The sequence below is a fragment of the Shimia sp. W99 genome, from assembly GCF_053851455.3.
The window spans coordinates 1786375-1798402 of sequence record NZ_JBSQBU020000001.1 but is presented as its reverse complement, the minus strand read 5'-3'; the positions used below and the strand labels follow the sequence as shown (position 1 = coordinate 1798402).

Here is a 12028-nt window from a genome sequence, read left to right as displayed (position 1 = left end):
CGCAAGGGCTGATGTCAGCCCGCGCAGCCGCGAATATCAACCGCGTGGCGGGCGCCCAGAACGGTGAAGCGCAGGGTCGAACGATCAAGAATGAAGGGCTTGCCTTCGACATGCATCATCTCGGTCTCGGTAACCAGAGTCCCGCCCTGACGTTGGGCGGTGCCTTCCGCAATCCAGATCTCCGGATCGACCGTCTCGATCACGGCGACCTCCGTCCCGCCGGCGCTGGGCATGTCAATGCGCGCGGTCAGCTTCAATCCGTCCCGGGTCGGGCTGAGGCGGCAGGTGACAGTACGCAGGCCGGCCTCGGAGCCCGATAGCGGACGATCGGCAAGTGCGGCAGCAATGCGGGCGTCGCGTTTGCCGCCCGGTGGGAGCTCGGCCTTGACGGTGATCTGCTGCGGCACACAGATGTCACGGCAGACACCAATGTCCAGATGGGCCTTCAGCCGGATCGGCTTGTCTGCCGATTTCGGTGTGATGCGTACCGGCAGGACCAGTTCCTGCTTGTAACCAATCGAGCGCATGCCGTTCTGCTGAAAAACATGAGGAGTCGGCCACGTGATGTCGAGGCCGCGCAGGTTGCGCGAACCGCCCCAGTCGAAACGCGGCGGAATGCCCGCGTCGCCCGGTGCACGCCAGTAGGTCTTCCATCCCGGATTGAGGGAAATCCGGATCGCCGCCGTGTGGCTGCCGTCGCTGTTACGCCAGCCCGGCAGGATCTCGGCCCGCACCACACCATCGTAGGATTGGGCGTGAACAGGGAACGTCGCGAGGCCAAGGAGCAGGCAGGTGATGGACAGTAGCTTTTGGATCATGTCTCACATCTGGGCCATTCGACGTTCAATGCCAACTCACATTCCGGCGAGAAAATGTCGCGGGTTTGAAACATGCCAATCACCCTTGCGTCATCACGTTCGGGGGCACATGTTGGAAAGGAGCACAACAGCACAGGGATGAGGCATTGACGGAAGACAGCGATACAGCAATGGACCTGACTGGCAAGATGCTGATTGCCATGCCCGGCATGGGCGATCCGCGTTTTGCCCATTCAGTGGTGTTTCTGTGTGCCCATTCAGAAGAGGGCGCGATGGGGCTGATCGTCAACAAGACGATGGACCGAATGCGCGTTTCAGACCTCCTCAAGCAGTTGTCGATCCGTCTGGAGCGCCCGGAATACGACGGAAACCTCTATTTCGGCGGCCCGGTAGAGGGGGGGCGGGGGTTCGTGTTGCATTCCTCGGAATATCGTTCGGACCTGTCGACCCTGCGGGTGAACGAAGCCTTCGGCATGACCGCGACACAGGATGTTCTGGAAGCGATGGCGACGGGCGCGGGGCCGGAAAGAACCTTGCTGGCGCTTGGATACAGCGGCTGGGGGCCGGGTCAGTTGGAAAGCGAAATCGCGGCCAACGGCTGGTTGATCTGCGATGCGACACCGGAGTTGGTGTTTGACCTAGCCAATGCCGAAAAGTGGCCGGAGGCGCTGAAAAGCATCGGCGTGGATGCGCTCAGCCTGTCGGCGACGGCGGGGCATGCCTGACGCGGGTTTTAGGGCGCTGCCCCGTCACAGCAAGCCTGGGCTCCGCCCGTTCACGCCTGAAACGGTCCACGAGACCGTTTCCAAGACGGCGCTCACCCCCGGGTATCTATGACAAAAGGAAAATCAGGGGCGCGGCGCGGCGGCGCGGGCGAGGCGGTCGTTTATGGCGCGACCGAGACCATGGTCCGGGATCGGAGAAACGGCGATTGTTTCGGGGTTTTCCGCGTCGAGCCGGTGCAGGAAGTGAAACAGGTTCGCCGCCGCTTCTGTCAGGTCACCCGACGGGCTGAGGTTGAGTGTGGCGTTGTCGACTTTTCCGAAGCCCAGTAATATCTCGCCCGCGCCCAGCGTCGTGGCATTGAGGCGGATGCGCGCGCCGGGGGCGTAATGCGAGGTCATCTGACCCGGTGCGGTCAGGGGATCGCCGGATTGGTGGGTCGCTACGGCAGCGCCAAGCGCGGCCTCTATGGCTTCCTGCGGCAGGCCGCCCTGGCGCAGCAGGATCGGGATTTCCCAGAGACCAAGAATGGTGGATTCGACCCCGACGCCGCAGGCCCCTCCGTCCAGAATAGCGTCAATCCGGCCAGAGAGGCCGTCAGCGACGTGGCCGGCGGTTGTTGGGCTGATCTTGCCGGAAGGGTTGGCCGAAGGGGCAGCCACGGGGCCACCGAAACGCTTGAGCAGGGTGCGGGCGACCGGGTGTTCGGGCACGCGGATTGCCAGTGTCGGAAGCTCGGCCGTGACCAGTGGCGACAGGCCGCTGTCCGGCGCGAGTGGCAGGACCAGGGTCAGGGGGCCGGGCCAGAACGCAGCGGCGAGGCGGTCGGCGGTATCGTTCCAGATGACAAAGCGCTTTGCCGTGGCGATGTCGGCCACATGCACGATCAGTGGGTTGAAGCGCGGGCGGCTCTTGGCCTCGAAAATGCGTGCAACCGCGTGATCGTTGCGGGCATCTGCGCCAAGCCCGTAGACCGTTTCGGTTGGAAAGGCGACCAGCCCGCCATTTTGCAGAATGGTGCAGGCGTGATCAAAGCCGGTCTCGTCTGACAAAAGGCGCTTGGTCTGCACGGGCGGCCCTCTCCTGTGACGCTGCGTTTTTCTTTGTTGGGCTGTTGAAGCCCCTTACTCTTGGGTGAAAAGCTGCATACAAGCGCCTGCACCCAAAGCCAAGCCAATTGGAGAAAGCCATGCCCTTCCGCGCCCCTGTGACCGACTTCCAGTTCCTGTTCGACCACGTGGTGGATTTTGCCGATGTCACGGCGACCGAGCGTTTTGCGGATGCGGACAAGGACGTGACGGATGCCATCCTGTCCGAGGCGGGGCGGATGTGTGAAGAGGTGATGTACCCGTTGCAGCGCAATGGCGACCTGCAGGGCGCGGTGTTGGAAAATGGCGTGGTGCGGACTTCGCCCGGTTTTGCCGAGGCCTATGCGCAGATTGCCGAGGGCGGGTGGATTTCGACCAGCGCGTCGCTGGAACATGGCGGCATGGGGCTGCCGCATTCGATCACCACGGCGGTGAACGAGATGATGAGCGCAGCCTGTCTGTCGCTGCAACTGAACCCGCTGATGACGCAGGGCCAGATCGAGGCGTTGGAACATCATGCAAGCGACGAAATCAAGGCGCTTTACCTGCCCAAGCTGATGACTGGCGAATGGGCCGGAACAATGAACCTGACAGAACCGGCAGCGGGGTCCGATGTGGGCGCGCTGCGCTCCAAAGCCGAACCGAATGGCGATGGCAGCTATGCGGTGTCGGGGCAGAAGATCTTCATCAGTTGGGGTGACAATGACTTCACCAAGAACGTCTGCCACCTTGTTCTGGCTCGTTTGCCGGATGGGGCGCCGGGCACCAAAGGGATCAGCCTGTTCATGGTGCCCAAGTACATTCCGGACGAGAACGGAGAGCCGGGCGTGGCCAACAGCCTCAAGGTGGTGAGCCTTGAACACAAGCTGGGCCTGCATGGCTCACCCACGGCCGTGATGGAGTATGATGGGGCGACCGGTTGGCTGATCGGGAACGAACATGACGGCATGAAATGCATGTTCACCATGATGAACAACGCGCGCCTTGGCGTCGGTGGTCAGGGTGTGGGCGTTGCCGAGGGCGCCTATCAGCATGCGCTGGCCTATGCGATGGACCGCAAGCAGGGCCGCACACCCGTCGGAGACGGCAGCGGCACCATTCTGGATCACGCGGATGTGCGCCGGATGCTGGCGACGATGAAAGCCGATATCTTTGCCGCGCGCGCCATCGAAATGGCCTGTGCCGTGGCGATCGACATGGGGACCGCCACCGACGACAAGGATTGGAAGGCACGGGCCGCTTTCCTGACACCGATTGCCAAGGCGTTTGGCACCGACACTGGCATCGCCGTGGCTGAAATGGGTGTTCAGGTGCATGGCGGCATGGGCTTCATCGAGGAAACCGGGGCGGCTCAGTATGCCCGCGATGTTCGCGTGACCGCGATTTATGAGGGCACCAATGGCATTCAGTCGATGGACCTTGTGGGGCGCAAGCTGATGGACGGGGGCGAGGCCGCCTATGCGCTGCTGGACGAGATTGAGGACCGGGCCGAAGCCGTACGTGGCACATTCCCGGAGTTGGCCGAGCCGGTCTGGCAGGCCACGGAAACCCTGCGCGAGGCGACCGAGTGGATGGTGGCCCAGGGCAACATGAACGACCGTTTTGCCGGCTCTGTGCCGTTCCTCAAGGGGTTTGCGCGGGTGCTGGGTGGGTATTACCACCTGCGCGCGGCCGTGGCTGAAGGTGGGCAGGGACCGCGCAGCAAGCTGGCGCAGTTCTATGTCAAACGCCTGCTGCCAGAGCATGTCGGCCTGTTGACCCACGCGATGCAGGGGGCAGATGAACTCTATGCGCTGAGCGCAGAAGACCTGGGCGCGGCTTGATGGCGGACGGCGCAGCAGGCATTCGTTACCCTTGGGAGACGCCGCCGGAAGAGGGGCAAGCGATCGAGGTGGCCGAGGGTGTCCTTTGGATGCGGCTGCCGCTGCCGATGGCGCTGGATCATGTCAATATCTATGCGCTGGACGAGGGCGATAGCTGGACCATTATCGACACCGGGTTCGACAGCAAGCGCAGTCGTGCGATATGGGGCGGGCTTATGGCGGGACCGCTGGGGGGCAAGCCGATTTCGCGGCTGGTCGTGACCCATCACCACCCCGACCATGTCGGGTTGGCCGGTTGGTTCCAGGAAGAGCATGGCGCGGAGCTTTGGACGACGCGCACGGCATGGTTGTTTGCGCGCATGCTGCAGCTTGATGAGCAGGCGGTGCCGCGTCAGGAGACGTTGGAATTCTATCGCCGCTGCGGCATGGATGAAGAGATCTATAATGAGCGCAAGAGCGAGCGGCCCTTCAACTTTGCCGACGTGGTGGCGCCGATGCCTCTGGGCTTTCGCCGGATCAAGCAGGATGACGTGATCCGCATCGGTGGGCGTGACTGGGACGTACATATTGGCAATGGCCATGCGCCCGAGCACGCGACCCTGTGGAGTCGGGGCGACAATCTTGTCCTGTCGGGGGACCAGATCTTGCCCTCGATCAGTTCCAACATCGGGGTCTATGCCACGGAACCCGAGGCAGACCCGGTGGCCGATTGGCTGGAAAGCTGCGAGCGGCTCAAGCAATATGCCCGACCTGACCAGTTGGTGCTTGGCGGGCACAAACTGCCCTTTACCGGTGCACCGACGCGGATGCGGCAACTGATCGACAACCACCATGGTGCGCTGGAACGGCTGGTGGGGCATCTGGACACGCCCAAGACCGCGAGCGAGTGTTTCCCGCCATTGTTCAAGCGCACGATTGACAAGGGGGCTTATGGGCTGGCTCTGGTCGAGGCCCTTGCCCATCTCAACCATCTTTACCATGTTGGACTGGTAAGCCGCACCCTGCGCCACGACGGCGCGTGGATGTGGCAGAAGATTGGCTGAGGGAGACCCGCGTGAGCGACGAAGAGATCAAGACCACCGCCGAAGCAGTTGAGGCGGCGGCCATGCCGCGTCGCCATGAAGTTCATGCCGATCCTGACGTGGAGCCCTGTGCGGTGCCTGACTCTGTGGCGCAAACGCCCGTTACACAGAAAAGCCCGGCAGAATGGGCCTATGAGCGGCTGATTCTCTATATCCAGAATTTCGAACAGCAACTGGACAATGAACACGAGGTCGCGATGGGGTTCACCGGAGGAGATGCCGGGGTTCTCAGGATCGAGGGCATGGGGTTCTTCGACCCGGATATCGTCACCTTCTACGGCACCGATTCGAACGGCATAAAAACCCAGCTTGTCCAGCATGTCAGCCAGCTCAACGTGATGCTGCGTGCCCTGCCTCGGCAGGTGGAAGAAGGCGCCCCAACCCGGATCGGGTTCCGGCTGGCGCAGGATCTGGCAAAATCCTGATCCCCTGCGCGACATTGACGTGGTGACAGGCCAGCGCGAATGCGCTATCCAGCGGGAAACAAGACTTAAGGAATGCGAACATGGCTGAACATAAACAAGGGTCGATGGATATCTCCGTTCAGGAAAAAACCTTTGCCGGATTCATCAAGGCGTCGATGTGGGTTGCCGGCGTATCGATTGGTGTCCTGATTTTCCTGGCGCTTTTCAACAGCTGATACGGACAGGCGGGATTGCAGGCATGAAAACGTTGCTTCGCCTTTGTACGGCGTTGGCCGTTATGGCTACGCTTACGGCGTGTTCCATACGCAATCCCGTTGAGACCAATTCGTCAGACGCAGAAGTGGCGCAGGCCCGCTATGTGCATTCGGGTCCGCCGCGTCTGACGCTGTACACGATGATTTCGAACTCGAGTGGCGCGGGCGCACACACTTCTTTGATGATCAACGGGAGCCAACGGGTGGCTTTTGATCCGGCGGGATCGTTTCGAACCGGGGGCATCGTCGCCAAGAACGATGTGGTCTATGGGATGAGCCCCTATCTGGTGGATCAATACACCCGTTACCACGCGCGCGAGACGTATCACGTGGTTCTGCAATCCGTCGACGTCAGTCCTCAAGTCGCCGAAATGGCGTTGCGCAAGGCGCAGTCGACGGGTCCGGTTCTTGAAGCGCAATGTGCCTATACGACATCAAGCATCATAGCGAGCCTGCCCGGGTTCGAAGGTGCTCCAGTCACCTATTCCCCCCTGAAATTGTCCGAGTATTTCGCCAAGAAGGGCGCCAGCTATGACCGGTTGTTCGAGCAGGATGGGGACGACAACTCCCGGGTTCTGAAAGCGTTCATTCCCGAATACGAGCTGAACAAACCCAAGGTGAACTGATCGCCCGGATCAGCCCAGCAGGTAAAGCGCGCCATACAGCGTGACCGCGCCCCCGCCAATCGCCAGCAATACATTGCCGTACCGCAGTCCGAGCGCCAGTGTCACCAGCGCCGCCATCAGACGGGGCGGGTCGATCGCGCCACTGGTGGCCTGTGGCCAGACGACCAAAGGCGTGACAAGGGCCGGGAGAATGGCGACGGCCGTGTAGCGCAGGTGGCGCAGTACCCAGGGCGGCATTTCGCGATCCCCGACAAGCCCCAGAAACAGGAAGCGCAGGCCAAAGGTGCCGAAGCCCATCGCGATGATGACAATCCAGATTTCCTTCATGACGTGCGGCGCCTTTCCGTCCAGAGTTCAACCTGTGCCCCGGTGATCATCCCGGCAATGCCCGCGACCATGAGGCCAAGATTGTAGGGCAGGAAGGCAAAGACCAGCGACAGCGTGACGGCAACGAGCGCCGCGGCGACATGCGCCCCGGTGCGCAGCATCGGGCCGATCATGGCCAGAAAACAGATCGGCACCGCAAAATCCAGCGCCAGACCCGGTGGGATCGTCTTGCCGATCAGGGCGCCCAAGAGGGTCGCAAGATACCAGTTGGGTGCGACAGGCGTGATCGCACCCATCATGTAAGAGAACTTCTGGGGCAGGGTCATGTCCGGCTCTTGCTCGTATTTCACGCTGGACAACGCGTAGTTCTGGTCCACGAGGAAATAGGCAGCAATGGCTCGATGCCAGAAGGGCAGGCCGCCAATATGGGGGGTGAGCGAGGCCGAATACATCGCCATGCGCAGATTGACGGCGAGCGCAGAGATGATGACGATCACCGTCGGTGCATTCTCGGCCATGAGTTGCAGGGCGGTGAACTGTGCCGCCCCCGCGATGACGAGGACCGTGAAGGACATGGTCTCAAATATCGACAGGCCGGCTTCGGTCGCGACGACGCCGAAAAGCAGGCCAAAGGGCGCCACCACAAAGATGAAGGGCAACCCGTCGCGAATGCCCTTAAGGTAATATGAACGGTCAAAATACGAAGCCATGCCAGGTCCTGAATGCGTCTGCACCGATCTGCTCTAACGCGCGAGGCATGGCGATGCAATTGGCATGGTTGCAGGACTATGCTTGGGTGGTGGTCAAGCGCCGGAAACGGTCGTAGGGTCGCCGGGCATGATGCCGAACGGGAGAAGAGCGTGTCGACCCTTGATGTGACGTCCCAGTACCTGATCGCCCCGGAACCGAGTGCCGCGCGGCTGACGCGGGCGGTGAGCGGGTATGATCATGACGGAAACCCGGTGGAGATTTCCGTGGTCGAGGAACGGCCGCTGACGATCTATCTTAACCGGCAGGAAATCGTCACTGCGATGACGATTGGCGATTATCCCGAATATCTGGCACTCGGGTTTTTGCGCAATCAGGGCATGTTACGTGCCGAAGATGTGGTCACGGCGGTCGATTATGACGAAGAGCTTGAGGTCGTGGTTGTGCGCACCACCATAGAGACCAGCCATGAAGAAAAGCTTAAGAAGAAGACCCGCACCTCTGGCTGCGCGGTTGGCACGGTTTTCGGGGACATGATGGAAGGGCTTGAGGACGTGCGTTTGCCGCAGACCGAAGTCAGGACATCCGACCTTTACGCGCTGGCCCATACGATTAACCGAACGCCGTCCCTCTATCTTGAAGCCGGGGCCATTCATGGCACGGTTCTGTGCCAGGGGGCGCGGCCCCTTGTTTATATGGAAGATGTCGGACGGCATAATGCGGTCGATAAGATCTCTGGCTGGATGTTCGACACCGGAACGGGGCCCGATGACAAGGTGCTTTATACCACTGGGCGGCTGACGTCCGAGATGGTGATCAAGACCGCGCTGATGGGCATTCCGGTGCTGGTGTCGCGGTCGGGCTTCACCGCTTGGGGCGTCGAGATCGCTCGTCAGGTTGGGCTTACCGTTGTGGGCCGGATGCGGGGGCGGCGGTTTGTCTGTCTGAGCGGGGAGGAACGGCTGGTGCGGGACGTGGACCCGGCCAGCGTGGTCGAGGAAGACCGCAAGCACCGCCGCAAAGGAGCGCCGTCATGAAGCAGCCGTTGGGCGTTATTCTGGCGGGTGGCCAGGCCACGCGTATGGGCGGGGGCGACAAGGGGCGCCTGATGCTTGGCGGACAGTCGATCCTGGAGCATGTGATAGACCGGCTGGCCCCTCAGGTGGCGCAGGTTGCTCTGAATGCCAATGGAGATGCGGCGCGGTTTGATGATCTGAATTTGCCGGTGCTGGCGGACAGTATCGAGGATTATGCCGGGCCTCTGGCCGGGGTGCTGGCGGGGCTGGACTGGGCGGCGGAGCAGGGTGGGGACACCATCGTGACCGTGGCCGCGGATACGCCTTTTTTTCCTTGCGATCTGGTGCCGCGCTTGCTTTTGGCGACGGAAGGTATGAAGCACCGGCTGGCCCTGGCAGCGACTCCGCGCAAGGCGGGAGAGGTGACGAAATCCATGTCGCGGTCCGGGTTGATCCGGCACCCGACTTTCGGCATCTGGCCTGTTGCCCTGCGCGATGATCTGCGGCGCGCGCTGGAAGGCGGGCTGCGCAAGGTGGTGCTGTGGAGCGATCCGCATGGCGGGCGGCTGGCGGAGTTTGATGCGGATCATGTGGACCCGTTTTTCAACGTGAACACGCCCGAGGACCTCGTTGTGGCACAGGCGATGGTGGGGGAGGAGTGACGATGCGGATTTATGGCGTCGTGGGCTGGAAAAACGCAGGCAAAACAGGGTTGATGGAGCGGTTGGTGACAGAGATCACCGGGCGGGGATATAGCGTGTCGACGATCAAGCATGCGCACCACAGTTTTGACGTCGACCAGCCGGGGCGGGACAGCTATCGCCATCGGGTTGCGGGCGCGCGCGAGGTGTTGTTGGCATCGGGCAACCGGTGGGCATTGATGCATGAATTGCGCGACGAAGAGGAACCCAGCCTGCAAACCCTGTTGGGACAGTTGTCGCCGGTCGATCTTGTGCTGGTTGAAGGCTACAAGCGCGAGGCACACCCCAAGGTCGAGGCACACCGGGCCGAGACCGGGAACCCGTTGATCGCGCCGGGGGATGACAGCGTACGTGCGATTGCCTCGGACGTGCCACTGGAAAGCGACAGGCCGGTATTCGGGCTGGACGATACGGGGGCGATTGCGGATTTTATCCTTGCAGAAGTGGGGCTTGGCCATGGGTAATCCGCTGACGCCACCGCCGTTGACCAACGACTGTTTCGCCTTGCCTGCGGGAACACACTGGACGCCGGTAGACGAGGCGTTGGCAGATCTCAGGTCGCGTTTGCGCCCGGTGGTGGGGCAGGAGACCGTGCCGTTGGGCGCAGCGCTGGATCGTGTTCTGGCTGAGGACGTGGCGGCCCTGCGGGCCAATCCGCCGCAACCCAATTCGGCGGTGGACGGCTATGGGATGCGGCATGCGGACGTGGTCGAGGGACCGCAAACCCTGCCATTGATCGCGGGGCGGTCGGCGGCGGGGGGTCCGTTTTGTGGATTGGTACCAGAGGGTTACGCCATTCGCATTCTCACCGGGGCGACGATTCCCGAGGGGGTGGATACGGTCATCCTGCAGGAAGATGTGTCTACGGATGGGACGGCCATTGCCTTTCACGGGCCTTTGAAAAAGGGCGCCAACACGCGGCGGGCTGGTGAAGACGTGGATGCAGGCGAAACGATCCTGCGCGCCGGGCAACGAATGGGCCCGCCGGAGTTGGCGCTTGCGGCGGCGACGGGGCTGGGCGCTTTGCCGGTGCGCAAGCGGCTGCGCGTGGCGGTGGTCTCGACAGGGGATGAACTGGCCGAGGCCGGGGGCGCTGCGCGGGCGGACCAGATTTTTGATGCCAATCGTCCCATGCTGCTCGCGATGGTCAAACGCTTTGGTTTCGAGGCCGTGGACCTTGGGCGCGCGCCGGATAACCGACTGGCATTGAAGGGGTTTCTGGATGAGGCGGCAGAGGCGGCGGACCTTATCCTGACGTCGGGTGGCGCTTCGGCTGGGGACGAGGATCATCTTGCGGCACTGCTCAATGAAAGTGGGGCCATGGCACTTTGGCGGATGGCGATCAAGCCGGGGCGGCCCTTGGCGTTGGGCGTGTGGCAGGGCACACCGGTGTTTGGATTGCCGGGTAATCCAGTTGCGGCGATGGTCTGCACATTGATCTTTGCACGCCCTGCGATGGGGGTGATGGCGGGTGAAGGCTGGCGCATCCCGCAAGGGCTGCAAGTGCCTGCGGCGTTTGAGAAAAACAAGAAACCGGGGCGGCGGGAATACCTGCGGGCGCGGCTCAGGAATGGGCGGGCCGAAGTGTTCAAATCCGAAGGTTCGGGCCGGATCAGCGGGTTGAGCTGGGCCGAGGGGCTGGTGGAGCTGCCGGACGGTGAAATGCAGGTGCGGGACGGCACCTTGGTAACCTTTTATCCGTATGCCAGCTTCGGGTTGTGACGAATCGTTCGTAAATTCCTGATTTTGAAGGAAAACAGGTTTCGGTACTACGTCGGTATTGCGTCGGTATGGTTTTGCGGATCCGGCTTTCTGGCGGGTGTTAACGCTGCGCTCTTAACCCCCTGGGGCGATCAATTAAGAATTGCGGCTGGACCCCAAAAGCGGGCGTGGTAAGTAGCGCCCACCACTCACCAGACGTCCCAAGGGCCGCTGACCGGATCGGCAGGGCCTGTGTGGGGGGCGACAACAGAAAGACATGTCCATGACTGCCAACAAACGCATCGTGCTTTCGAGCGACCACGCCGCCATTGATCTGCGCCGCGCGGTGGCGGACCACATCGCCGCCCAGGGCTGGGACGTGGTGGATATCGGACCGACCACGACCGAGAGCACACATTACCCGTTGCACGGCAAGGCCGCGGCGGAAAAGGTCGCGTCGGGCGAAGCGGCTTTGGGCATCATCCTGTGCGGGACCGGGCAGGGCATCATGATGGCGGCGAACAAGGTGCCGGGCATCAGGTGCGGCGTGTGTTCGGATACGTTTTCGGCCGCGATGATCCGTCAGCACAACGACGCCAACATGCTGTCGATCGGGGCACGGGTCGTGGGCGAGGGGCTCGCGCTGGAGATCGTCGATGCGTTCCTTGGTGCCGATTTCGAAGGCGGGCGCCATGCGACGCGCGTCGATATGATCGAAGCGTCCTGACGCGACGGG

At 62.1% G+C, this 12028-nt stretch carries 15 protein-coding genes; 11 read left to right on the top strand and 4 right to left on the bottom strand.

Annotated features, from left to right (window positions below):
* Positions 1–14 precede the first annotated feature (14 nt).
* The gene (locus ACS3QZ_RS08930; RefSeq protein WP_456037522.1) at positions 15–818 is read right to left on the bottom strand and encodes a protein-disulfide reductase DsbD domain-containing protein; all 804 of its coding nucleotides are present in this window, start codon (positions 816–818) and stop codon (positions 15–17) included.
* Between the two features lie 170 nt (positions 819–988).
* Here ACS3QZ_RS08930 and ACS3QZ_RS08925 point away from each other — a divergent pair, with 170 nt between their 5' ends.
* Positions 989–1543 (top strand): YqgE/AlgH family protein, encoded by a 555-nt coding sequence (locus ACS3QZ_RS08925; RefSeq protein ID WP_456039325.1) that lies wholly within the window; start codon positions 989–991, stop codon positions 1541–1543.
* 123 nt (positions 1544–1666) lie between these two features.
* Here ACS3QZ_RS08925 and ACS3QZ_RS08920 read toward each other — a convergent pair whose 3' ends face one another.
* Positions 1667–2611: an L-threonylcarbamoyladenylate synthase gene (locus tag ACS3QZ_RS08920; RefSeq protein ID WP_456037521.1), complete on the bottom strand. Its 945-nt coding sequence runs from the start codon at positions 2609–2611 to the stop codon at positions 1667–1669.
* A gap of 119 nt (positions 2612–2730) precedes the next feature.
* On the opposite strand from ACS3QZ_RS08920, the gene ACS3QZ_RS08915 reads away from it, so the two are divergent.
* The 5 genes from ACS3QZ_RS08915 to ACS3QZ_RS08895 all read left to right on the top strand — a co-directional run bounded on the left by ACS3QZ_RS08915 (position 2731) and on the right by ACS3QZ_RS08895 (position 6839).
* Positions 2731–4452 (top strand): acyl-CoA dehydrogenase, encoded by a 1722-nt coding sequence (locus tag ACS3QZ_RS08915; RefSeq protein ID WP_456037520.1) that lies wholly within the window; start codon positions 2731–2733, stop codon positions 4450–4452.
* On the top strand, positions 4452–5495 hold the full coding sequence (locus ACS3QZ_RS08910; RefSeq protein WP_456037519.1) for an MBL fold metallo-hydrolase: 1044 nt from the start codon (positions 4452–4454) through the stop codon (positions 5493–5495). Before ACS3QZ_RS08915 ends, ACS3QZ_RS08910 begins: the two co-directional genes overlap by 1 nt.
* Positions 5496–5557: 62 nt before the next feature.
* Positions 5558–5959, top strand: a complete 402-nt coding sequence (locus tag ACS3QZ_RS08905; RefSeq protein ID WP_093092470.1) for a DUF6173 family protein — start codon at positions 5558–5560, stop codon at positions 5957–5959.
* Positions 5960–6039: 80 nt separating this feature from the next.
* The gene (locus ACS3QZ_RS08900; protein WP_093090287.1) at positions 6040–6174 is read left to right on the top strand and encodes an aa3-type cytochrome c oxidase subunit IV; all 135 of its coding nucleotides are present in this window, start codon (positions 6040–6042) and stop codon (positions 6172–6174) included.
* Positions 6175–6197: 23 nt separating this feature from the next.
* Positions 6198–6839: a hypothetical protein gene (locus ACS3QZ_RS08895; protein WP_131814309.1), complete on the top strand. Its 642-nt coding sequence runs from the start codon at positions 6198–6200 to the stop codon at positions 6837–6839.
* 9 nt (positions 6840–6848) lie between these two features.
* Here ACS3QZ_RS08895 and ACS3QZ_RS08890 read toward each other — a convergent pair whose 3' ends face one another.
* Together ACS3QZ_RS08890 and ACS3QZ_RS08885 are read right to left on the bottom strand one after the other, a co-directional pair.
* Positions 6849–7166, bottom strand: a complete 318-nt coding sequence (locus tag ACS3QZ_RS08890) for an AzlD domain-containing protein (RefSeq protein WP_456037518.1) — start codon at positions 7164–7166, stop codon at positions 6849–6851.
* A complete protein-coding gene (locus tag ACS3QZ_RS08885; protein WP_456037517.1) occupies positions 7163–7876 on the bottom strand; it encodes an AzlC family ABC transporter permease in 714 nt (237 codons plus the stop codon). The genes ACS3QZ_RS08890 and ACS3QZ_RS08885 overlap by 4 nt, the downstream gene beginning before the upstream one ends.
* A 150-nt stretch (positions 7877–8026) precedes the next feature.
* Between ACS3QZ_RS08885 and ACS3QZ_RS08880 the strand changes: the two genes are divergently transcribed.
* The 5 genes from ACS3QZ_RS08880 (at position 8027) to rpiB (ending at position 12019) form a co-directional block, all read left to right on the top strand.
* Entirely contained in the window at positions 8027–8911 is an 885-nt protein-coding gene (locus ACS3QZ_RS08880) for a formate dehydrogenase accessory sulfurtransferase FdhD (RefSeq protein WP_456037516.1), read from the top strand.
* Positions 8908–9552 (top strand): molybdenum cofactor guanylyltransferase MobA, encoded by a 645-nt coding sequence (gene mobA / locus ACS3QZ_RS08875; RefSeq protein WP_456037515.1) that lies wholly within the window; start codon positions 8908–8910, stop codon positions 9550–9552. The genes ACS3QZ_RS08880 and mobA overlap by 4 nt, the downstream gene beginning before the upstream one ends.
* A 2-nt stretch (positions 9553–9554) precedes the next feature.
* Positions 9555–10055 carry a molybdopterin-guanine dinucleotide biosynthesis protein B gene (gene mobB, locus ACS3QZ_RS08870; protein WP_456037514.1) on the top strand — a complete coding sequence of 167 codons (501 nt, stop codon included), beginning with the start codon at positions 9555–9557 and terminating at the stop codon, positions 10053–10055.
* The gene (locus tag ACS3QZ_RS08865; protein ID WP_456037513.1) at positions 10048–11313 is read left to right on the top strand and encodes a molybdenum cofactor synthesis domain-containing protein; all 1266 of its coding nucleotides are present in this window, start codon (positions 10048–10050) and stop codon (positions 11311–11313) included. The genes mobB and ACS3QZ_RS08865 overlap by 8 nt, the downstream gene beginning before the upstream one ends.
* A gap of 262 nt (positions 11314–11575) precedes the next feature.
* Positions 11576–12019: a ribose 5-phosphate isomerase B gene (rpiB, locus tag ACS3QZ_RS08860; protein ID WP_456037512.1), complete on the top strand. Its 444-nt coding sequence runs from the start codon at positions 11576–11578 to the stop codon at positions 12017–12019.
* Positions 12020–12028: the final 9 nt, after the last annotated feature.

Bases quoted from the DNA above. Each gene is read 5' to 3' on its own strand.
- ACS3QZ_RS08930 (WP_456037522.1), bottom strand. From the start codon at position 818: ATGATCCAAAAGCTACTGTCCATCACCTGCCTGCTCCTTGGCCTCGCG.
- ACS3QZ_RS08925 (WP_456039325.1), top strand. From the start codon at position 989: ATGGACCTGACTGGCAAGATGCTGATTGCCATGCCCGGCATGGGCGAT.
- ACS3QZ_RS08915 (WP_456037520.1), top strand. From the start codon at position 2,731: ATGCCCTTCCGCGCCCCTGTGACCGACTTCCAGTTCCTGTTCGACCAC.
- ACS3QZ_RS08910 (WP_456037519.1), top strand. From the start codon at position 4,452: ATGGCGGACGGCGCAGCAGGCATTCGTTACCCTTGGGAGACGCCGCCG.
- ACS3QZ_RS08905 (WP_093092470.1), top strand. From the start codon at position 5,558: ATGCCGCGTCGCCATGAAGTTCATGCCGATCCTGACGTGGAGCCCTGT.
- ACS3QZ_RS08900 (WP_093090287.1), top strand. From the start codon at position 6,040: ATGGCTGAACATAAACAAGGGTCGATGGATATCTCCGTTCAGGAAAAA.
- ACS3QZ_RS08895 (WP_131814309.1), top strand. From the start codon at position 6,198: ATGAAAACGTTGCTTCGCCTTTGTACGGCGTTGGCCGTTATGGCTACG.
- ACS3QZ_RS08890 (WP_456037518.1), bottom strand. From the start codon at position 7,166: ATGAAGGAAATCTGGATTGTCATCATCGCGATGGGCTTCGGCACCTTT.
- ACS3QZ_RS08885 (WP_456037517.1), bottom strand. From the start codon at position 7,876: ATGGCTTCGTATTTTGACCGTTCATATTACCTTAAGGGCATTCGCGAC.
- mobA (WP_456037515.1), top strand. From the start codon at position 8,908: ATGAAGCAGCCGTTGGGCGTTATTCTGGCGGGTGGCCAGGCCACGCGT.
- mobB (WP_456037514.1), top strand. From the start codon at position 9,555: ATGCGGATTTATGGCGTCGTGGGCTGGAAAAACGCAGGCAAAACAGGG.
- ACS3QZ_RS08865 (WP_456037513.1), top strand. From the start codon at position 10,048: ATGGGTAATCCGCTGACGCCACCGCCGTTGACCAACGACTGTTTCGCC.
- rpiB (WP_456037512.1), top strand. From the start codon at position 11,576: ATGACTGCCAACAAACGCATCGTGCTTTCGAGCGACCACGCCGCCATT.